Origin of the sequence: Roseburia sp. 1XD42-34 (genome assembly GCF_009917385.1) — a bacterium.
GTDB lineage: Bacteria > Bacillota > Bacilli > Bacillales > Amphibacillaceae > Virgibacillus.
The window spans coordinates 22,482-44,344 of record NZ_QWLJ01000005.1; the positions used below are offsets into that span (position 1 = coordinate 22,482).

General features: G+C 37.3%; 19 protein-coding genes and 1 other annotated feature. All 19 genes read right to left on the bottom strand.

The features are described 5' to 3' along the window. Positions 1-212: 212 nt before the first annotated feature. The 19 genes from D1839_RS03495 to D1839_RS03585 all read right to left on the bottom strand — a co-directional run bounded on the left by D1839_RS03495 (position 213) and on the right by D1839_RS03585 (position 21,861). Positions 213-1,106 (bottom strand): deoxyribonuclease IV, encoded by an 894-nt coding sequence (locus D1839_RS03495; protein WP_120378656.1) that lies wholly within the window; start codon positions 1,104-1,106, stop codon positions 213-215. A gap of 25 nt (positions 1,107-1,131) precedes the next feature. Next, positions 1,132-2,442 carry a DEAD/DEAH box helicase gene (locus D1839_RS03500; protein WP_120378655.1) on the bottom strand — a complete coding sequence of 437 codons (1,311 nt, stop codon included), beginning with the start codon at positions 2,440-2,442 and terminating at the stop codon, positions 1,132-1,134. A gap of 32 nt (positions 2,443-2,474) precedes the next feature. Continuing rightward, positions 2,475-3,590, bottom strand: coding sequence for a Nif3-like dinuclear metal center hexameric protein (locus D1839_RS03505; protein ID WP_120378654.1), 1,116 nt, complete (start codon positions 3,588-3,590; stop codon positions 2,475-2,477). After that, positions 3,580-4,287: a tRNA (adenine(22)-N(1))-methyltransferase gene (locus tag D1839_RS03510; protein WP_120378653.1), complete on the bottom strand. Its 708-nt coding sequence runs from the start codon at positions 4,285-4,287 to the stop codon at positions 3,580-3,582. Before D1839_RS03510 ends, D1839_RS03505 begins: the two co-directional genes overlap by 11 nt. 714 nt (positions 4,288-5,001) lie before the next feature. After that, positions 5,002-5,379, bottom strand: a complete 378-nt coding sequence (gene cccA / locus D1839_RS03515) for a cytochrome c550 (RefSeq protein ID WP_120378652.1) — start codon at positions 5,377-5,379, stop codon at positions 5,002-5,004. Between the two features lie 171 nt (positions 5,380-5,550). Then, complete coding sequence (locus D1839_RS03520) at positions 5,551-5,799, bottom strand: hypothetical protein (protein WP_147358272.1); 249 nt, start codon at positions 5,797-5,799, stop codon at positions 5,551-5,553. Between the two features lie 343 nt (positions 5,800-6,142). Beyond that, positions 6,143-7,267, bottom strand: a complete 1,125-nt coding sequence (rpoD, locus tag D1839_RS03525) for an RNA polymerase sigma factor RpoD (protein WP_120378650.1) — start codon at positions 7,265-7,267, stop codon at positions 6,143-6,145. A 30-nt stretch (positions 7,268-7,297) separates the two neighbouring features. Continuing rightward, the gene (gene dnaG / locus D1839_RS03530; RefSeq protein ID WP_120378649.1) at positions 7,298-9,115 is read right to left on the bottom strand and encodes a DNA primase; all 1,818 of its coding nucleotides are present in this window, start codon (positions 9,113-9,115) and stop codon (positions 7,298-7,300) included. A 634-nt stretch (positions 9,116-9,749) separates the two neighbouring features. Beyond that, the gene (locus D1839_RS03535) at positions 9,750-10,550 is read right to left on the bottom strand and encodes a pyruvate, water dikinase regulatory protein (protein ID WP_120378648.1); all 801 of its coding nucleotides are present in this window, start codon (positions 10,548-10,550) and stop codon (positions 9,750-9,752) included. A 24-nt stretch (positions 10,551-10,574) separates the two neighbouring features. Then, entirely contained in the window at positions 10,575-11,204 is a 630-nt protein-coding gene (locus D1839_RS03540) for a helix-turn-helix transcriptional regulator (RefSeq protein WP_120378647.1), read from the bottom strand. A gap of 360 nt (positions 11,205-11,564) precedes the next feature. Next, on the bottom strand, positions 11,565-13,646 hold the full coding sequence (glyS, locus tag D1839_RS03545; RefSeq protein WP_120378646.1) for a glycine--tRNA ligase subunit beta: 2,082 nt from the start codon (positions 13,644-13,646) through the stop codon (positions 11,565-11,567). A gap of 1 nt (position 13,647) precedes the next feature. After that, positions 13,648-14,526: a glycine--tRNA ligase subunit alpha gene (gene glyQ / locus D1839_RS03550; protein ID WP_120378645.1), complete on the bottom strand. Its 879-nt coding sequence runs from the start codon at positions 14,524-14,526 to the stop codon at positions 13,648-13,650. A gap of 57 nt (positions 14,527-14,583) precedes the next feature. Further along, positions 14,584-14,756 (bottom strand) — a binding site (T-box leader). A 55-nt stretch (positions 14,757-14,811) separates the two neighbouring features. Then, on the bottom strand, positions 14,812-15,555 hold the full coding sequence (gene recO / locus D1839_RS03555; protein ID WP_120378644.1) for a DNA repair protein RecO: 744 nt from the start codon (positions 15,553-15,555) through the stop codon (positions 14,812-14,814). A 39-nt stretch (positions 15,556-15,594) separates the two neighbouring features. Next, positions 15,595-15,741, bottom strand: a complete 147-nt coding sequence (locus tag D1839_RS03560) for a YqzL family protein (protein WP_120378643.1) — start codon at positions 15,739-15,741, stop codon at positions 15,595-15,597. A 202-nt stretch (positions 15,742-15,943) separates the two neighbouring features. Beyond that, on the bottom strand, positions 15,944-16,846 hold the full coding sequence (era, locus tag D1839_RS03565; protein ID WP_120378642.1) for a GTPase Era: 903 nt from the start codon (positions 16,844-16,846) through the stop codon (positions 15,944-15,946). A 427-nt stretch (positions 16,847-17,273) separates the two neighbouring features. Next, positions 17,274-17,636 (bottom strand): diacylglycerol kinase family protein, encoded by a 363-nt coding sequence (locus tag D1839_RS03570; protein ID WP_286164722.1) that lies wholly within the window; start codon positions 17,634-17,636, stop codon positions 17,274-17,276. Next, positions 17,626-18,096: an rRNA maturation RNase YbeY gene (gene ybeY, locus D1839_RS03575; protein WP_120378640.1), complete on the bottom strand. Its 471-nt coding sequence runs from the start codon at positions 18,094-18,096 to the stop codon at positions 17,626-17,628. Before ybeY ends, D1839_RS03570 begins: the two co-directional genes overlap by 11 nt. Continuing rightward, complete coding sequence (locus tag D1839_RS03580) at positions 18,097-20,244, bottom strand: HD family phosphohydrolase (protein WP_199689938.1); 2,148 nt, start codon at positions 20,242-20,244, stop codon at positions 18,097-18,099. It lies immediately after the preceding gene. A 642-nt stretch (positions 20,245-20,886) separates the two neighbouring features. After that, positions 20,887-21,861, bottom strand: a complete 975-nt coding sequence (locus tag D1839_RS03585; protein WP_120378639.1) for a PhoH family protein — start codon at positions 21,859-21,861, stop codon at positions 20,887-20,889. Positions 21,862-21,863: the final 2 nt, after the last annotated feature.

The window sequence follows — 21,863 nt, forward strand, 5'->3', positions numbered from 1 at the left end:
CGTCTGGGCGGCAAGCCCGTTTTTAGTCGGCCTTCCTCTTAGGGACGAACAGATGATGGCTTATCTTAGGGCGCATTTAACCCGTGTCGTTGCTGGGCTCATACGCTGGACGTGGCTATTCGATTATTTCGTTATCCACAAGCACTAATTTCCATGAAAAACCCCTTTATCTCATAACTTTTCGTGAATAAAGGGGTTTTCGTTCACAATTTTTATTGCGCCATAATTTTTTCTATTAGTTCGTTATCGAATTTCCCAGTTTTGATCATTTCGATTTCATATCGGTATGGAGGCTTTTTATTTTTCTTGTCTTCTCCTACATAAGGTGTCTCCAAAATTTTCGGTAACTCCGTTAATTGCGGATGGTTAATGACATATAATAAAGCATCGAAACCGATATGACCAAAGCCGATATTCTCATGTCGGTCCTTATGTGCTCCTATCTCATTTTTACTATCGTTGACATGAATTACTTTTATTCGGTCTACGCCGATAATTTTGTCAAATTCATTTAGGACCCCATCAAAATCATTCACAATATCATATCCGGCATCATGTACATGACATGTATCGAAGCAAACAGATAGTTTTTCATTATGGGTTACCCCATCTATAATTTTAGCTAATTCGTCAAAATTTCTACCTATTTCAGAACCCTTTCCAGCCATCGTTTCTAGGGCAATTTCAACATCCTTATTCTTTTCTAAAACTTCATTTAACCCTGTCACAATTTGTTTGATCCCTGTATCAACTCCTGCACCGACATGAGCACCTGGATGTAGAACAATTTGCCTTGCTCCAATAGCGTCCGTTCGTTCGATTTCACTTCTTAAAAAATCGACTCCTAATTGAAATGTTTGTGGTTTCGTAGAGTTCCCAATATTAATAATGTACGGCGCATGGACAACAATTTCCTCAATACCATGCTCTTTCATATGCGCTTTACCTGCTTCAAGGTTCAACTCTTCAATGGGCTTCCGGCGCGTATTTTGCGGCGCGCCTGTATAAATCATAAACGTATTCGCACCGTAAGATACCGCTTCTTCCGAGGAACCTTGTAACATTTTTTTACCGCTCATCGATACATGTGACCCGATTTTCAACATTACGTTCACCTCTCCTAAATACGTACTACCTCTTTTTATATTTGCTTTTGGATAATCGCTTTTTAATCGCTTCTTTTTCCTGTTGCAATTTTTTCTTATATCCTGGTTTTACTTTTTTGGCTTTTTTTACTCGTTTCCATGCTTCCTTATCCATATCAGTCCCCTGTTTTGAGCGGAGCGAACGTTGATTCCACGGTTTTGCCGTATGCCATTCTCCATCACGAACATCCACATACGTAAAAACTAAACCTTTTTCTTCCAACTTTTTAATGAGTGGTAAGTCCTCCGACTGATAAATGCTAATCGCCGTGCCTTCCATACCTGCTCGTGCTGTTCTGCCAACACGGTGGATATAAAAGTCTTCTTCTTTAGGCAACTGCGCATTAATCACGTGGCTAACGCCTTTAATATCGATGCCACGCGCTGCCAAGTCTGTTGCCACGATATATTGATAGCGTAAATTTTGAATCTCTTTCAATACACGCTTTCGCTCTCGAGGAGATAACCCACCATGAATCAGACCTACCTCTATTCCCTTCCCCTGAAGAGAAGCAGCTAATTCATTTGCTTTCTCTTTTCCATTTGTAAAGATGATAGCCAAATAAGGCTGGATCACCTTCGAAATCTCAGCGATGATCGTTGCTTCTTCTCTTTGCTTCAAGTGAATAAGGCGGTGCTCCATCGTTTCGGGAGAAATTTCATCAGCAATTTTTATGTGTACCGGATGTTGCAAATATTTTTTAAAAAAGTGCTGTAAAGCTTGCGGGATGGTAGCTGAAAACACTAATATCTGCACATTAGGATGACACCGAACTAATAGTTGATCCACTTCTTGGATAAATCCTAAATCAAGCATTAAATCTGCTTCATCTATGACGAAGGTATTGGCTGTATAAATAGATATTGCATTTTCCTTCACCATATCCAAAATTCTACCTGGTGTTCCGACAATGATTTTAGGAGGCTGCTTCAGCTTTTCCATCATTTTTTGTTTATCGGTACCACCAACCAACAGCTTTGCAGTCCACTTCCCTTCTTTATCAGCATAGCGAACGATCTTTTTAACTTCATCATATAACTGTGTAGCTAGTTCCCTCGTTGGTGCTGTTATAACTGCTTGAACTTGATTTTTATCCTCATCGATCCCATTAAGCAATGGCAATAAAAAAGCATGACTTTTCCCTGAGCCTGTCTTCGATTGTCCAATTACGCTCTTTCCATCTAAAACAGCTGGAATAACTTGCTTTTGGATTGATGTTGGTTCTTGAAATTCTAACTGTTTAATTACTTGCTCCATAACAGGAACAAAAGTAAATTCTTGAAATGTATGATTCATGCATGTACCCCTTCCCATTTCAGAGTATTCATTTACACATATTGAAATGGATCTGTATTCGTTGTTGAAACAATTACTTCTACATTTGTATCGTTAAAGCAAGATACTAAATATTCCTGCACTGAAGTTTTCATCACTTTTTCAGCGTAGTGCCCAGCATCTATCACTGCCAAGCCCATTTCTTGTGCGTCTTGGGCAAGATGGAACGTCATGTCCCCTGTTATAAACACATCGGCCCCTTGTCTATTAGCTTGATAAATATACTTTTCTCCGCTTCCTCCAAGCACCGCAACCGTTTTAACCTGCTTGTCCAACCTTCCAATAACACGTAGATGATCGAGCTTTAAAGAAGCTTTAACGTGCTCACAAAACGCCTTTAAATCGACAGTTTTTGCTAATTCGCCTATTCTTCCAAGACCATATACGTTTCCTTCATTTTTTAACGGAAACAAATCATACGCTGGCTCTTCATACGGGTGCGATTGCCGAATTGCCCTTAGTGCAGAAGGTAATTTACTTTGCTCAATAATTGACTCTAGTTTTACTTCTTCTACTCGTTCAAGCTGATCTACAGATCCAATGAAGGGGTCGGTTCCTTTTAGCGGCTTAAAGGTTCCTAGTCCATTTGTTTGAAATGTACAATGGCTGTAATTTCCGATATGCCCAGCTCCCGCTTCACTCATCGCATTTCTTACTTCTTCTACATGTGTTTTTGGAACATAAACAACTAGCTTAATCAACGGTTCGCTTTCCTTCTCAACGAGAACATGAGTATTTGTTATACCTATAGCATCACATAATGCATCGTTTACCCCATTTCTCGTTATATCTAAATTAGTATGTGCAGCATATACCGTTATATCATTCGATAACAGTTTTTGTATAATACGGCCAGTAGGTGAATTTGTATTAATTTGCTGGACAGGTTTAAATAATAATGGATGATGAGCGATAATAACATCCACATTTTCAGCAATTGCCTCATCTACAACAGACTCCAGCACATCTAGAGTAACCATTATTTTTTTTACGGGCTTGTTGTGACTCCCAACTTGCAAGCCGACTGGATCCCAGTTATAAGCCAATTGTCTTGGCGCTAGTTGTTCCATATATTGAAAAACATCACCAGTAATGCATTCACTTTTCATCTTTGGTTACCTCCTTCATCCATTTCCATTCTTGCATAAATTGTTCCTGTTTCGTTTGATCTACTTTGGTGGCTTGATTCATTTGTTCTAACACACGCTCCAGCTTATTTGCTTCCTGTGCCCACTTTTTGTAGAACGCTGGTGGCTTTTTACGCAATAATATAGGACCAAATAATAAGGCTTTCTCATCCATTATATGTTGTTTTTCAAAAATCCTTAAGCGCTTTGCGTTGATTATTTCATAGCAGTGTCCGTTCTCTTCTATTATATCTTCATCAGTAATGGTAAATCCATGAATACCTAACCATTTCCGAACGGCTCTTGCATCTACATTCGGCTGCGCAATAATTTGGTCTGTGGTTGGTAGCTTGTCTTGTCCTCTATCAAGAATATCTCGAATTAATGTACCACCCATACCAGCAATGACCACTTGCTGCACCTCATTTGTTTGTATTATTTCTAGCCCATTGCCAAGCCGAACTTCAACCTGCCCTTGAAGACTATACGCCTGAACTGTCTCCACTGCTCTTTGATATGGACCTTTATTTACTTCTCCTGCAATAGCAACTGCCATAGGATCTTTTTGACATACATAGCACGGTAAATATGCATGATCCGAGCCAATATCTGCAAATATTGCTCCTTTAGGCAGAAATGAAGCTACTTGCTCCAGTCGTTTCGAAATCTTAACGTTCACGTTCTATCCTCCAATCACGAATTATTACGTAAAAAGGTATGAATTAATAAAAGATTCAAGGCTTTTTAGTGAAGACTAGCATCCGAGCACAATAATTAAAACTCACCCGTGGCGTTCTTTCATTCCTACTGGGGATTAGTCCACAGGTGAGATTTAAAAACCCTAGAATACAAATAGGAAATTTAGATGCCATTATCCCAACTTAACTTCTATTTATCTACTTGGGATTCTGAAGCGAACCTTACGGCACCTTACATTCGGGATTAAGATGCGTAGTGGACGTTTATTGTTGAACGCCCCATGGCTTGTAAGCCTTTAATAAGGAAAGTGGCTAGCACTTAACATTTATCTATTTACAAAACCTTCTTCGCTTAAAGAACAAAGGCGTGGGGCGGCCGATTAGCAACGTAGCGACTGGAACGAAGCAACTAAAGTTTTAGGAATCATGCTCCTGCAACAGGAGTATGCCGACGCCTGAGCGACAAGCCCGTTTTTAGTCGGCCTTCCTCTTAACCACGAACCGATGATGACTTGTCGTAGGGCGCATTTCTAAAGTCGCCTAGTTGCTGGGCTCTGAAGCCGGACGTGGCTATTCCGTTATATCGGTATCCCAATGCCAAAATTTTCATGCTTTCTTATCGTACAAAAAGATAAAGAAAAGCTTTCTGTTACAGAGCAGAAAGCTTTTCCTTTGTATCCTTCCTTCGCAAATGCTTATTGCTTTTCTGCTAACCATTCTGCTAACACTTGCGCTTCTGCTTCGTTAGCCATTCCAGCAGGCATTTGCCCTTGTCCATTAATGATTATATTTTGGATTTCATCTTTCGATAATTTGCTACCTACCTGGGTTAAGTCTGGCCCCATGCCCCCAGATAAGTCACCACCATGACAACTTGCGCAATTCGTTTCGTAAATGGCTTCAGGATCATCAGCCGTTTCCCCTTCTTGGCTTTCTTCCGTCTTTTCCCCGCCGCCTTCTGCTGCTTGTTGGATGTCATCACGTTGACCTAACCCTACAACTGAAATTACAATTACTGCAAGTATCCCTAAAATTGCAATTAATGCATAAGGGATAACAGGGTTCCTTTTCATTCCACTTCCTCCTTATGTAATCCCCATTTGTTATTAGTTCTTGCTGTTCAAAAAAGGCGCGAACCGCTAGATTTTCGCCGTCCTTTTTTTGAAAGAGCACTGGTAACTCCAAAAGACTATATTCATTTTACTTGAAAAATACAATTCTTTAAAGTGTTTCGCTATGAAATTTTATAAAATGGTATAAATAAGTAAAAACAAAGCAGAAGTAAAACCAATAATCGTTAAAAAATAGATTTTATTAAACCATCCATATAATATCCAAAATAAAAAATGTCCTCCAATTAGCCAAAACACAATAACTCCACTAAAGAAATACGTGGTTACATGTACGGTAAATAATAACGCGACCAGTAACGCAATGACTAAAGGAAAATAAAGAAAATTTGCTTGCTTTTTTTTCGCTGACCAATACACCATTAAGGAGTAACCTAAAAAAAGAATTAAAAGTGCTAGTTGCAAAAATATCTGAAATTGCGTAAAATAGACAATAAGAACTGAAAACGGTATCATAAGCAACAAAAAAGTAACTTGTGCTGCGAAAATCAGCTTATCTTTACGGTTTGATGGGGCGTAGTTTCCCTTCGTATATAATGTTAACAAAAAGTCGCAATATTCAGTGGGTAATAATTTATGTTTTTTCCAAAACTCTATTTCACTGATTATAATTTGTTTTCGCTCTTCTATTTGTAATCACCCCGTTTCAGCTTGTGACATAGAAAAGTCACCAGGCAATGGCGACCATTGCCTAATGACAATTACTTTATTGATCCAAAAAATCTTTTAATCGTTTGCTTCTGCTAGGGTGTCTTAGTTTCCGTAATGCCTTTGCTTCAATTTGACGAATTCTTTCACGGGTTACGCCAAATACTTTTCCTACTTCTTCTAGTGTTCTAGTACGACCATCATCCAAACCAAAGCGTAATCGAAGTACATTTTCTTCACGATCTGTAAGTGTATCTAATACATCTTCTAGTTGCTCTTTAAGAAGTTCATAAGCCGCGTGATCAGAAGGAGAGACTGCTTCTTGATCTTCAATAAAATCACCTAAATGAGAGTCATCTTCTTCACCTATAGGTGTTTCAAGCGAGACAGGCTCTTGCGCAATTTTTAAAATATCTCGTACTTTCTCTGGCGAAAGCTCCATTTCTTCACCAATTTCTTCAGGTGTTGGCTCTCTGCCTAAATCCTGTAATAATTGTCTCTGCACCCGAATTAACTTGTTAATGGTTTCAACCATGTGTACAGGAATGCGAATTGTTCTAGCTTGATCCGCTATTGCTCTAGTAATGGCTTGCCTAATCCACCATGTTGCATAGGTACTAAACTTGAAGCCTTTACGGTGGTCAAATTTTTCTACAGCTTTAATAAGACCCATGTTCCCTTCTTGAATTAAGTCTAAGAACAGCATGCCACGACCGACATACCGCTTTGCGATACTGACAACTAGACGTAGATTCGCTTCAGCGAGACGTTTTTTTGCCTCTTCATCGCCTTGTTCGATTCTTGTCGCTAAATCAATCTCCTCTGCTGCTGACAATAAGTCAACGCGCCCAATCTCCTTCAAATACATACGTACAGGATCATTTATTTTAATACCTAGGGGTACACTGAGATCATTTAAATTAAATTCTTCTTCTTTTGCTATTTGCTGCATCGTAGGGTCTTCTTCGGATTCACCGATTATTTCAACCCCCTGTTCTCCAAGGTACTCATAAAATTCATCCATATGATCAGGCTCAATAGCAAAATTAGATAACCGATCAGCTATTTCTTCATATGCCAGAACACCACGTTTTTTTCCAATTTCCACTAACTGATCTTTTGCTTGTTCTAATGTTAGTTCATGCTCATTTTCTTTCGTTTGTGAAGACTTATTTTCGGCCATGAGTCCCCCTCCTTCCAGAGTACAATAAAATCAATTTGTATTCTTCAATTGCTGATTTATTTCAATAATCTGTTTAGCAATTTGCGCTGCTTTTATAGGGTCATTTTGTTTTTCTGCAGATTTTTGCTGTTCTTTTAATGATTGTATTGTCACCTTTTCTGTCTGGTTAGCTACAATCTTTTGAATATAATCATTTAATTCCTTATCGCTTATATTTTCCTGTAACGGTAACATGGCAATTTCTGTTACTTCCTGCTGCAGGTTTGTTTCTTTAATCTTTTCCAAAAACAAACTAACATCAGGCTCGTTTCCTTCTTCATAATAAGCATATAAATGAGTAGCAATAATCTTATGTGCCTCTATATGAAAACTTGCTCCAATTTTTTCTTGAACCTTCGCCGCTATACTTTCGTCTTGTAGCATATATGCAATTAGCTGCCGTTCTGCATTATGAAATGCGGGCAATAATTTTGTTTTTACCGTATTCCACACTGTACTACTAGTATATCTGTTCTTTGGTTGATTATCCTTATTTATTCCAATCTTTTCACGATATCTGGAAATTTCGTCTTTTAAAGCATCCATGGAAATCTCAAATTCATTGCTTAGTTCTTTCAGATAATATTCCCGTTCAATAGGGCTATCAACCATAGCAAGCCGCTTTAGTACTGTTTCAACATATTCTATACGATCAGCTTCCAGATTTAATTGATAATCTTTCTTCAAAAATCGCATATAGAAAGTCATAAAAGTATCACTAGCTTTAATTACTTCATTTTTAAAAGCTTGTCCTCCATGCGTACGAATAAAACTGTCTGGATCCATATCTGATTCCAGATATGCAACTCTCACTTCGCATCCGCATTGTTGTAATAAGACAGCAGCTTTGTAAGCAGCAGCCAACCCGGCGCGATCCCCATCATAGCAAATAATTACGGTATTTACATAGCGTTTTAGTAATTTTGCTTGAAATTCTGTTAAAGCAGTACCAAGAGTAGCTACTGTATTTCGAACTCCTGCTTGATACGCAGCAATGACATCCATTTGCCCTTCTAATAAAACTGCCTCGTTTTCTTTACGAATATATCTTTTAGCCAGATCAAAATTATAAAGTAATTTTCCTTTGTGGAACAATTCACTTTCCGGGCTATTAATATACTTTGGCTTATAATCACCAACTGCTCGCCCTCCAAAGGCAACTGTTTTTCCTAAATGGTTACGAATCGGAAAAATAATTCTCCCACGAAAACGATCAGTAGTTTGTCCTAATTCATTTATCTGAAGTAGACCAGCCTTGACAAGCAATTGTTCGTGATATCCTTTTTTTTTGAGAAATTCGGCTGTAAACTGATCTGTATTCGGACTAAAGCCCAGTTGAAAAGCATCTGCAGCTTCTTCATCTATCCCTCTATCTTTTAAATATGCATAACCTTCCTTTCCTTCTTTCGTAAAGCGCAATAAATGATGATATAGTTTCGTCAACCATTCATGTGCAGATAACATATCTTGACTTTCCTGAGACAAAGAAGTTTCTTTTTGCCTTTGTACATTTTGCGGCATTGAAATTCCACTTCGTTCAGCTAAAAATTGGATAGCTTCGTAAAATGAGAAGTGTTCCATTTCCATTAAAAAGGTGACAACATTTCCACCCTTTCCACAGCCAAAACAATGAAAAATTTGTTTGTCTTGAGTTACAGAGAAGGATGGCGTCTTTTCTCCATGAAAAGGACATAATCCAAAATAATTTTTCCCCTGTTTTTTTAGCTGGATATAGTCCCCGATAATATCAACAATATCATTTGCCTTACGAATTTCTTCTATAAATGATTCAGGAATTTGATTAGCCATAAGACATCACCATGCTATTAATTATTCGCCTTCCATAATGAAAATCCTTTAAATTTCGACAATATTTTTTTTATTCCCGAAAAAAATTCCTTCTAAATAAGGTGTGGAGACAAAGTTGAAGGATAAGGTTGACATAAATTTGTTATTTTAAACTCCCTAGATATAAAATATCCTTTTATCATACGTAGAACAAATAGAAGTATTGCTCTTTATTAACAGTATTCTATATCAATGTTATAAATTCCTGCTTGAAATAAGATATTTTAGTACGTTTGCATCAAAAAACGACATTAACGTCATACGAAATACTCAAATCGTATCGTTAAAACGAATTAACATACAAAACCTCATTCTATTCTATTTACGTATAAAAATCAAAACTTGCTTTTTTTAACAAATCAATCATAGATATTCTGATTAAATTTAACATATACATTTACTATTTAAATAAATCATTTCTATATGTGTACAGTACAAAATGTTATTATAATATAATCCAAAAAAAAAAGCTAATAAAACGTTCCTAAATTTTTATTATCTCCATCCCAGTTACTTCTTAATCATATGCTATTCGGTTTCTTCTCTTTTTATTGCAAGGAAAAAGTTTCAGGAGAAAGATCAAATTCTCTCTCCCTCACTTTTTAACGATCTGTCTAATACTATTAGCTGTCTCCTCAACAGCTTTATTAGATACGTCAATGACTTTACAGCCAATTTTATTAACAATTTTATCAAAATACTCTAATTCTTTATGAATACGCTCCATGTTCGCGTAAGTTGCCTGATCTCCAAGACCTAAAGCCCGTAATCTTTCTTTACGAATTTCATACAACTTTTCAGCACTAATACGCAGCCCTATACATTTTGCTGCCTCCACTTCAAACAATTCCTCGGGAGGATCGACCTCAGGAACAATTGGCACGTTAGCAACTTTCAGACGTTTATGTGCCAAATATTGCGAAAGGGGAGTTTTGGAAGTTCTGGATACACCGATTAAGACAATATCTGCTCTTGCGATGCCCCTGGAATCCCGTCCATCATCATATTTCACTGCAAATTCAATCGCCTCAATCCGTTTAAAATAATCTTCATCCAGCTTATGAACCAAGCCCGCTTCCATGCGTGGGGCATGCTCAAATACACGTTCCATGGATTTAAGTACGGGTCCCATAATGTCAATAGCCTCAAGATTCATTTGCTTTGCCCGTGCGTTTACATAGTTTCTCAGAATAGGATCAACAAGCGTAAAACCGATAAGTCCCTTACTCTCTACCGCAAGCTGTAAAGCTTCATCAATAGTTTGTTTATCCTCTACGTACGGAATACGTTGAATTTTGTATGTTCCATGATTAAATTGGCTTAAACCAGCCTTAATAACTAGTTCCGCAGTCTCTCCTACTGAATCTGATAATACATATACAGGTTGCGTATACATCACCATATACTCCTCTCTCTTTTGTTAAACATGATCATCCATAATCAATTCAACAAATGCTTTCGTAATTGTCGTCTTTGTTATTCTACCGACAACTTCCAAGCCGGACTTTGAATCTTTAACGACTGGGATGCCATCAATTTGTTTGTTCATTAGCTTTTGAGCTACATCTACTAACAAATCATCTTTCCGGCAAACTGTTATATTAGGCATTCTTGTCATGATGATATGCACCGGAATGGCATTTAAATCTTGCTTCCCAATACTTGCACGTAATAAATCCTTTCGTGATAATACTCCTGTAAGGCAAGACTCTTCATCAACTACAAAAAGTGTACCCACATCTTCTAAAAACATCGTTGAGATTGCATCATATACAGAAACACTTTCCTTCACAACAATCGGTATATGTTGATATTCATGTACTTTTAATTTTCTTACCTGTTCCGTTAACAATTCATTGCCCGTTTTTCCTGTGTAAAAATAGCCAACTCGAGGGCGGGCATCTAAAAAACCCGCCATGGTTAAAATGGCCAAATCCGGACGTAATGTCGCTCTCGTCAAATGAAGACGCTCAGCGATATTCTCCCCAGTGATTGGACCATTTTCCTTTACAATTTCAATTATTTCTTCTTGTCTATTTGATAAATCCATGCCTTCACCACCTCAAGACGATCTAACCATATACCTATTATAGACGAACCAAGACAGAATGAGAAATCATTCTATACTTTTAAATCTATCATCGGTTTGCAGATAAAAGGAATAAGAATGCCAAAATAATGCCGGTTGCACAAGAAAACGAACGAATAAAGAAGTTTTCTGTGCCATATCTATCCCGAATGGAAGACCCCTCTCCCCTCCTACTAAGAGCCCGAGTAGACTCAAAAAAGTCTGCGGGCGGCATCTAAATCCCCGATTCGTTCGCCCTGTACACGGTCGATCTCAGGAGGTGTGCTACGTAGAAAAAGTTTTTTGTCTTTTTCAAGGACACCTAAGATTTGGCTATTTCAATCAAAAACTTTGTTTCCACTCGATTTTCGTTACATCTGCGTAGCTATAGATTAATTGACCAATTTGATGCAACAGTGCTAATCGATTATTACGAATATCGTCTTCGTCTACCATCACCATATTTTGATCAAAAAATTGGTGAATCGGCTCTGTTAATTGTTCTAACAGTTGTAAATCCTCTTTAGCATCCCGAATTGACTGACGATATGCTTGATTAACGGAATAATATTTTTCATATAACGCTTTTTCAGAATCGGTTTTTAATAATGTCGGATCCATAACGATGGAATCTGCTTTTTGGGCTAAATTTAATACGCGGACAAAAGCTTCCTGTGATAATTTGAAAGTTTCATCATTCCGTTTTGATGATAAAATTTCCGCTTTTGCTAAACTATACGTAAAATTACCAATCGCTTGATGTAATACGGCATGAATAATGTCCTGTTCAATTCCTGTTTCTTTTAAAATATAAGCCGCGCGATGCAAAAAGAAATCTTCAATGATAGTAGCTGCTTCATCCTGATTTTCAAGCTGTACTTTGGAAGTAGCATATACTTGCAAAGCTAGTCCGATAAGCTTTTCGACAGATATATCCCATTTATTCGCATGGATCATCCTTAAAATCCCAATTGCTTGGCGGCGCAATCCATACGGATCATGGGATCCTGTTGGTACTAGCCCAACAGAGATACAGCCTGTGATGGTATCTAATTTATCAGCGATACTAACAACCGTACCTACCGCTGTTTCGGGCAAAGCACCATTTGCAGATTTTGGTAAATAGTGTTCTCGAATTGCTTGAGCGACGATCGCATCTTCTCCATAAAAAGCAGCGTACTTTTCGCCCATAACCCCTTGTAGCTCGGTAAACTCATTTACCATACTGGTAGTTAAATCAAATTTACTTATTTCTGCAGCGCGGACAGCGCGATTAATATCTGCAGTCGGTAATTCAATATGCTGACTAATGAGTCGAGTTAGTATGATGACGCGTTCTACCTTTTCATGAATGGTTCCTAGATCTTCTTGAAACACAACTCGCTTTAGTTTCGTTAAAAATTCACTCATGGAACGCTTTCGATCTTCATCATAGAAAAACGCTGCATCAGAAAGCCGTGCATGCAACACTTTCTCATTGCCTTTAATCACCGTATTCAATGACGTATCGTCACCATTACGAATCCCAACAAAATATGGTAATAGCTCTCCTCTCGATTGCGCTCGAACAGGAAAATAACGTTGATGTTCCTTCATTGAGATAATGAGTACTTCTTCAGGAATGGATAAAAACTCGCGTTTGTACGAGCCTAGAAATGCTTGTGGGAATTCTACCAAATTCCTTACTTCATTCAATAATTCTTTATCAATCGGAATGTGAACCGATTGTTCTCGTTCTAATTCACGTATCCCTTGTAAAATTGCTGCTTCACGTTTTTTTGCATCTACGATAACAAACTGTTGATGTAATTGTTCTTCATAGCTCTTCGGTTCATTAATGGTTATTTGCGTTCCTAAAAACCGATGACCAAAAGTAGTGTTACTACTAGATACATTTGCGATTTCAAAAGGAACAACAGCTGACCCAAATAAGCCAACTAACCAGCGAATTGGTCTGGCATACCGCATTGTTTGTGTACCCCAGCGCATATTTTTGCCAAAGTTAATCGATGTAATAATATCTTTAAATCCAGGTAGGAGATCCATCGTATTCTTTCCTTCAATATGTTTTTTGACAAAAATATAGGTTGTGCCGTTAAACGGTTTTGTATAAATATCATCCGTTGTTTTTCCTTGTCCCTTCGTAAAACCAACGGCCGCTTTTGTCCAATTACCGGTCTCATCTTTTGCAATCTTCTCTGCAGGCCCCTTCACTTCTACTTCCATGGACAATTGTTGCTCAGCAAGTCCTTCAATAAGTACAGCTAAACGACGTGGTGTAGAATACGTTGTTAAATTCGTAAATGAAATACGCAAGCTTTCAAGCCAAGCAGCTGTTTTATCATGTAATTGCTTCTCTGCATCATCAATAAAGCGAGCTGGTAACTCTTCCAGTCCGATTTCAAATAAAGCATCTGTTGCCATGTCATTGCTCCTCCTTTTTCAACATTGGAAATCCTAGTCGCTCTCTTTCAGCTACATACGTTTTAGCAATACCTCTTGCTAAATTGCGAATTCTTGTAATATACCCTGTTCGTTCTGTTACGGAGATAACACCTTTTGCATCTAGCAAATTAAATGTATGGGAGCATTTAAGCACATAATCATAGGCAGGGAATACTAGACCCTTCTCCATCGTATCTTTCGCTTCTTGCTCATATTTTGTAAACAAATCAAATAACATTTCCGTATTGGATGTTTCAAATGTATACGTCGAATGTTCATATTCAGGTTGGAAAAAGATATCTTTTACTGTTACCCCGTTTGTCCATTCTAATTCAAATACATTCTCTCGATCTTGAATATAGGAGGCTAATCGTTCAATCCCATAGGTCAATTCCACAGCAACTGGATTTGCCTCTAATCCGCCAATTTGCTGAAAATACGTAAATTGTGTAATTTCCATACCATCCAGCCACACTTCCCATCCAAGCCCTGCTGCACCTAAAGTCGGATTCTCCCAATTATCCTCAACAAACCGAATATCATGGATAAGCGGGTCAATGCCTAATTTTTCCAACGATCCTAAATACAGTTCTTGAATATTATCCGGAGAAGGCTTCATAATAACTTGAAATTGATGATGCTGATAAAGTCTGTTAGGATTTTCTCCATATCTTCCATCTGCAGGTCGCCTTGAAGGCTCCACATAAGCAACATTCCATGGCTCTGGACCAAGGCTGCGTAACAGTGTCATTGGTGACATGGTTCCCGCTCCCTTTTCAACGTCGTACGCCTGCATGAGAATACAATTTTGCTCTGACCAATATTTTTGTAACGTTAAGATCATCTCTTGAATATTCATCATTTTTTCCTCCATTACAGTAGTGCAATACAAAACCCCGTCCCTATGTCCTTTGGACATAGGGACGGGGTTTAAACCGCGGTTCCACCCTATTTGCTTCTTTATAAAAGCCACTTTTACTAACCATGCTCCGAAGCGCCTTTCCTCTTGACCTAACTACTCAGCTTACACTATCCTGAGCTCGCTATCGATAGGGGCACAAAAGTACTGTTCTTCATCTCAGCATATATTCGGTATATAATCCTCTATGTATGAATAATAAGCGAAACAGTAATGACTGTCAACTTATTTCAACAGATCCAATTGTTGCAAAAACTTTCTTGATTTTAGATAGTATCCACCGTAATAATCATAATAATGATCTAATAACTCCCGCAATAATCGTTTATTTGATTCTTTCACAGAGATGCTTGTCACTTGTTGTAATTCAACAGAAGCAAAGATCGATAATAATTTTGCAACCCCTTTTGGTAAATCAATAGCTTGTGAGTCCATACTTCTGCACGATGAACATAACAAACCTGCTTCCTGAATAGAAAACGCAAACGGAGGCGTTGTCGTTTTACAATGACTACAACATGCCACTGTTGGTGCGAATCCGCCTTTTTGATATAGCTTCAATTCAAACATCATCAGCGGGATTTGAGCGTCTTCTTCTTTATTAATCCATTGCATCGTTTGGAAAAATTGTTCAAAAATAAATACATCTGGTTTTTTATCATCCATTAATTTATCGGTTAATTCTACAAGATATGCTGCATAAGCTGTTTTAACAATATCTTCACGTATGGAACGAAAAGAATCGATGACCTCCGCTTGTTGTATCGTACTGAGACCTTTATTAACATACATTAGAAATTCTGCATAGATAAATGGCTGCGTCACAGCAGCCATTCTACTTTTTGGTTTTTTAGCACCTTTTGCAATAGCAGAAAGCTTACCTAGCTTTTTACTAAAAATCGTTATAATTTTATGTGTTTCCCCATAATCACGCGTTTTTAACACAACACCCTGTATTTTTTCTAACAATTAGCGTCACCTTTCTCTAAGCGAACTTCAAACTATACGTTATAGTCTTGTATCCATAGGAGTTTCATTTGTCTCATCTTGTTGTTGTGATTCATAAAGGCTTTGTTCATTTTCTAACTCTTTCATGATTAAATAGGTTTCAATGTTTCCCGTTTGACTAAATAACTTCCAGGTTAAATCGATCACAAGAAACCCCCACCTTTCTTTAAAATGTTTGAAAATGTAACTTATTACTTAGAATGACCACAAGAACAAAACAAATGAGTATTAAAATTTACCATGTATTATTGAACCATAGTAACAAATAGAACTCTCAATTATAATTACACTTTGGTTCTAACGTAAAAGCAGTTCACATTAGGCAAAAACAGCTTGTTAATATGGTTATTTAATACTCATCACTGCGAAAGCCAAACTCTTGAAGTTGACTTTGCTTGTTTCTCCAATCTTTCTTAACTTTTACCCAAAGTTCTAAAAACACGTTTGTACCAAGTAGTTTTTCAATATCCTTCCGTGCAGCTTTTCCAATATTTTTAAGCATTGATCCTTGCTTACCAATTAGAATCCCTTTTTGTGTCTTTCTTTCCGTAATGATAGTTGCTTGAATAAGCAATTTACCATTTTCACGATGTACCATATTCTCAATAACTACCGCTATAGAGTGTGGTACTTCTTCTTTGGTAAATTGCAACACTTTTTCACGAATTAATTCACTAATGATAAAGCGCTCTGGATGATCCGTGATTTGGTCCTCCGGATAATATTGCGGTCCTTCTACTAATTGCTCCTTCAAAACATCTAACAAATGGTTTACGTTATTACCCTGCAAAGCTGAAATCGGAATGATTTCTTTAAAGTTATGCTTATCCTTATATTGGTCAATCAGCGGCAGGAGTTCATCTGGGTGGACAAGATCAATTTTATTTACGATTAAATAGACAGGCTTATTCACCTTTTGCAGGCGATCTATAATAAATTGATCCCCTTTTCCGTATCCTTCACCCGCATTAATCATAAATAGAATTGCATCTACTTCATTCAATGTATTTATAGCTGTTTTCACCATAAAGTCACCAAGCTGATGTTTGGGTTTATGAATACCAGGTGTATCAATAAACACCATCTGGGCATCCGGAAGGGTTAATACACCTTGTATTTTATTTCTAGTTGTCTGAGGTTTATCACTCATAATTGCTATTTTTTGTCCTATCACTCGGTTCATAAAAGTAGACTTTCCAACATTTGGTCTACCAATAATTGCTATAAAACCTGATTTAAATTGTTTTTCCATCTGGTTGCCTCCGAAACGTCATAAATGTTTTATTCATATCATACTATAAAAAAGCACTCGTTTCATGTAATCGACAAAAGCTTTAATATTTTTTATTCCTACATTTCTTTTTTGACAATCTTCTCGCCTTCCGTTACTTTATGTAAAAATTTAGGGATAAATACTTTTTCCACCATTTATAATCACTAATAACGAGTAGCAAATTTTATCAGCATTCGCCAAATACCAAAAAGCCACAGCAAAAAACGCTGCGGCAGACAATATTTTTTAATATTTTTACACATAACTTCCTGATTTTATTGCTGAAAAAGGTTAAAGCATAGCAGTATCTTCATGCTTTGTATCAAATAGGCGAGGCTTCTATGACTAAACATAAGCTCATCTATGATTAACCATTACTTCTTCTGGTAAGTTTAGCATAATAACATTACATAAGTAAAACAATTTTGGGAATAAAAACAAGACAACCAATAATCGCAGCTATCATGGAAGCTATAAGGACAGCCCCTGCAGCTATGTCTTTAATTTGTTTAGCTGCAGGGTGCACTTCCGGTTTCATATAGTCTATCATCTGTTCCACAACAGTATTGAGCATTTCCGTTATAAGTACCATTCCAATCAAAATTACAATAATGATCCATTCGATGAGACTTATCTGTAAGATCAATCCTGCAATTAAAACTAGAATTGCAGCAAATAAGTGAATTCGAAAATTACGCTCACTTTTTATAACAAAACGAATCCCTTCCCAGGCATAAGAGAATCCAATAACTGATTTTTTATCTTTCAATTCCAAACGCACCTAGAATTTCGTCTTGTCTGGAAAACATCCGCTTTTCATCCTCTTTAGATAGATGATCGTATCCTAGTAAGTGAAGGAAACCGTGCAACGCTAAAAATGTTAATTCTCTTTCAAGTGAATGATTATATGCCTCTGCTTGCTCCTTCGCTTTATCAACGGATATCACAATATCCCCAAGAAGAATGGGCAAATTCTCATCCAGTATATTTACCTCTTCTTCTCCTTCCTCAAGTTCTTGCATAGGGAAGGACAGAACATCTGTAGGCGTGTTTTTTTGACGATAGTTACGATTTAATTCTTGAATTTCCTTATTATTAACAAAATTAATGGAAACTTCAGCTTGTTGAGTAACCCCTTCTTTACTAGCAGCAAATGTGATTAACCGTTGAATCACATCGATATAATCACTTTCCACTGAGTTGGTTTTGTCATGAAAATCAATATACACTTATTTTGCCTCCTTCATGGGATATTGAATACGTGAGTGAAATATCCCCTTCAATGTACTGCATGTTGTTTGTTGAATTATATTTAGCTCTTGTAAAGTGATGGGGCATTCATTTAACTGACCATCCATTAACTTATCTTGAATAATCGATGCAACTATTTCTTCTATTTTCTGTTCTGTTGGTTCGTGCAGAGAACGTACCGCAGCCTCTACCGAATCACATATACTAATAATCGCTGCTTCTTTCGTTTGTGGTTTTGGTCCAGGGTAACGATACGTTGCTTCTTCCACATCCTCATTTTGTTCCTTATCCTTGAAATAAAAATATTTCAGCAAAGAAGTGCCATGATGCTGTTTAGCTATGTCAATAATTTCTTTAGGTAAACGATGTTTTTTTAACATTTCTGCTCCATCGTAAGGGTGACTAATAATGATTTCAGCACTTTCTTTTGGCTCAATAAAGTCATGTGGGTTACGAATTGCTAATTGGTTTTCAATGAAATAATGAGGTCGAACAGTTTTACCTAAATCATGGTAATACGCACCAACTCTTGCTAGTAAACCATTTGCACCAACCGATTCACAAGCTGCTTCGCTTAAATTAGCCACCATTACCGAGTGGTGATAAGTGCCGGGAGCCTCCGTCAGCAATTTCTTTAATAACGGATGATTCGGACTCGATAATTGCAATAACTTTATGTCTGACAATATTCCTAAAGCAGCTTCAAAATAAGGTAATAGGCCAATCGTTAAAACAGCTGACAGGAAAGCGGAAGCAGCTGCAAAAGATAATGGAATCCACATATCTCCTAGTGCATATTTCTCAAATGAAAGAAATATAAATAATAGTACAGTCGTTATATTGACCGTTGCAATTCCTACTCCAGCTTTCATTACCGCAAGTCGGTCTTTTACATTTCGTAAAAAGAAAATAGCTGCCAATTGAGAAAGCATAAAATAAATACCTACTTCAACATTTAAAGAGCCAGGAATTTGATGGTTAAAAATAACACTTCCTAAAATAGCGAACAACGTGCTAAAAATAACCGCTGAACGCTCATGAATTAACTGTTTCATCAATAAAGCTCCTGTAGCGATTGGCATTACATAGAACAACTGGTTAACTTGTGTTGTATAGATACTCACGATTTTCATTAAGGCAATAGTCATCATACTGATAACAACAATAGCAATTATTTTTGCCATATCCAGATGATTTTTTTTTGAGAGCCAATTCATTTCATGAGCTATCGCACTTGCAATCAACAAAACAAGCAAAGCCAAGCCAATTCCAGGAACAAAATTACGTTCCTTATCCAGCACTCCAACTAGATCTAACTTTTCGTATACTTCGTTAGTAATCACTTGCCCTTCACGAACGATAATCTCACCAGCTCTTATCACAACAGGCTCAACATTACTAGCGGCTTCCTTTCTAGCGGTCGAGGTCTTATCCACATCAAAAAAAGAATTTTCAACTACTGCAAATTCACTTAAACGGGTCAACACTTCTTTCATATCAGCATCTAAATCGGCATATTTAACTTCTTGTTGTACATTGGAAATAGCACTTTGGGTGTTTTCCGTGCGCACGCCATTATTTAAGGTGTCTGACACGGCATCTAAAAAAAATGCCTTTCCTTGCTCTCGTTCTTCTTTGGGAACTTGGATGAGCTGTGACAAAAGATTGTCGCTTACTCCCTTTTGTATGTCAACAGATAGAATTTGCTTTAATTGCTGGACCTTCTCTTGTTCGGAAATAGGGGCTGTCTCTTTATCCCCCTTATTTTTTTCAGATGTTTTTAACTCTTCTTCCAGTTTAGTTATTGCATCAAAAATCTCTGTAATATAAGCGATTCGTTCATCTGTGATTTCCTGATCAATGTTATATCTATCTTCTACAGCTTGAACCGTTTCTCTTGTTTTTCGTTCCGTTTCTTGCTTGTTTTCAATGGTTACTGGAGAACGAATGGTTTCTTTTGCTCTGCTAAATCTTTCTATTTCATACGTCTCAGTCTGTACATTATCAATCATGATTAAAAAGAAAAACAAACCTAATATAAGAGTAGCAGTTGTAATCATTCCCCATTTATTAAAACGTTTTGTAAATGAAAACCAAGTACGCGGATGAAGCTTTTTCTTATCCACTGCTCTCTTCCTTTCTAAAAACCAAAATTTAACTACGACTGAATCATAAAGTGAATCTTTAATCTGTAGGGGTTTTCATTCATCTCCCACGGGTTGTTAGTACCGTAGTGGTATGAGCTAAAGGCCTCTTAGAGCTCTGTTATTCTCGCTAACTTGGTGCGTTACAGATTACCCTGCTCCTGAGCGGTAGTCTTACGACACCTTTTATGTGGGATAAATAATGCTTCAGTCACCGAGAGGTGCTTTCGAGCCCTGTTGAGATAATAATTTCAAAGGCAAGGTACTTAGCATGTCCTTGAAAAGCCTGCGTGCGATCTATCGCTGTCAATGCCTCCCTTATGGTTGAAAAAGTAAAAACATATATGCTTCGTTCAAACATCATGATGTAAACGAATCGGCAATTACGTGTCCTTCTCTCCTGCTTAGACTTCTTTCCATCGCCCTCAGCTCAAGAAGCAGTAGACTTAAAAAACTTTACATTCAGGAGCCAAAAATAAACAAGCCCACTGCCTTCATTCTTTTATATTTCTAAATATGCTCTTCAAATCAATCAAACGCAAAGCAAATGCTATTTTTTCAAAACTGGTACGATGAGAATAGCATTAATTTTATTGAACATCATGTAAAAAGCAGAGCCCAGGCTTAACTTACACTGTTATTGCTGTTTTTATCATAGGCATCAATAATTCGCTGAACAAGGGGATGCCGCACTACATCCGTTTGCTCTAAATAAACGAATGCCATACCTTTTATCCCATTTAACAGATGACTGGCTACTCGTAGACCTGATTGCATACCTTTAGGTAAATCAATTTGCGTTATATCACCGGTAATTACCATTTTGGAGCCAAAACCTAATCTCGTTAAAAACATTTTCATTTGCTCCGGTGTTGTATTTTGTGCCTCGTCTAAAATAACAAACGCATCATCTAATGTTCTTCCACGCATATAAGCTAATGGAGCGATTTCGATGGTCTCTCTTTCAATCAAACGCATGGTATGTTCTGTTCCTAAAACATCATGTAAAGCATCGTAAAGTGGTCTTAAATAAGGATCGACCTTCTCTTTTAAATCACCCGGCAGAAAACCTAGACTCTCTCCTGCTTCTACAGCAGGTCTTGTTAAAATGATCCGTTTTACATACCCATTTTTAAGTGCGTGAACTGCCATTACAACAGCCAAGTATGTTTTCCCCGTACCTGCTGGACCGATTCCAAATACGAGATCATTAGCTTTAATCGCGGAAATATATTTTTTTTGTCCTAGTGTTTTAACGCGGATAGGTTTCCCCTTTGCATTTTTTGTAATTTCATCTTCAAATAAGGTTTCAAATTGATTTATTTTTCCTTTTTTCGCTAATTCTACTGCATAAACGACGTCTCTTTCTGTTATGGTTAATCCTTTACGAATTACGGAGAGCAATGCTTGTAAGACATCTTGAACAAGGCCAATCGTATCTAGATTCCCAGAAACGCGCACTTGCTCTCCTCTCGTTACAATTGAAACCTGAAGCATTTCTTCTAATTGATGCAGGTGTTTATCATTATTGCCAAACAGCGCTAACGCTTCATTTGGACTTGTTAATTGTAAATCAACTGCTGTTAGATTTTCTGGCATAT

What these genes read in the sequence shown, in the direction of transcription:
- dnaG (WP_120378649.1), bottom strand. Translation starts at nt 9,115, where the DNA reads ATGGCTAATCAAATTCCTGAATCATTTATAGAAGAAATTCGTAAGGCA.
- D1839_RS03495 (WP_120378656.1), bottom strand. Translation starts at nt 1,106, where the DNA reads ATGTTGAAAATCGGGTCACATGTATCGATGAGCGGTAAAAAAATGTTA.
- era (WP_120378642.1), bottom strand. Translation starts at nt 16,846, where the DNA reads ATGGAAAAACAATTTAAATCAGGTTTTATAGCAATTATTGGTAGACCA.
- glyS (WP_120378646.1), bottom strand. Translation starts at nt 13,646, where the DNA reads ATGGCAACAGATGCTTTATTTGAAATCGGACTGGAAGAGTTACCAGCT.
- D1839_RS03520 (WP_147358272.1), bottom strand. Translation starts at nt 5,799, where the DNA reads ATGGTGTATTGGTCAGCGAAAAAAAAGCAAGCAAATTTTCTTTATTTT.
- D1839_RS03500 (WP_120378655.1), bottom strand. Translation starts at nt 2,442, where the DNA reads ATGAATCATACATTTCAAGAATTTACTTTTGTTCCTGTTATGGAGCAA.
- cccA (WP_120378652.1), bottom strand. Translation starts at nt 5,379, where the DNA reads ATGAAAAGGAACCCTGTTATCCCTTATGCATTAATTGCAATTTTAGGG.
- glyQ (WP_120378645.1), bottom strand. Translation starts at nt 14,526, where the DNA reads ATGAATATTCAAGAGATGATCTTAACGTTACAAAAATATTGGTCAGAG.
- D1839_RS03540 (WP_120378647.1), bottom strand. Translation starts at nt 11,204, where the DNA reads ATGGATTTATCAAATAGACAAGAAGAAATAATTGAAATTGTAAAGGAA.
- D1839_RS03585 (WP_120378639.1), bottom strand. Translation starts at nt 21,861, where the DNA reads ATGCCAGAAAATCTAACAGCAGTTGATTTACAATTAACAAGTCCAAAT.
- D1839_RS03535 (WP_120378648.1), bottom strand. Translation starts at nt 10,550, where the DNA reads ATGTATACGCAACCTGTATATGTATTATCAGATTCAGTAGGAGAGACT.
- rpoD (WP_120378650.1), bottom strand. Translation starts at nt 7,267, where the DNA reads ATGGCCGAAAATAAGTCTTCACAAACGAAAGAAAATGAGCATGAACTA.
- D1839_RS03505 (WP_120378654.1), bottom strand. Translation starts at nt 3,590, where the DNA reads ATGAAAAGTGAATGCATTACTGGTGATGTTTTTCAATATATGGAACAA.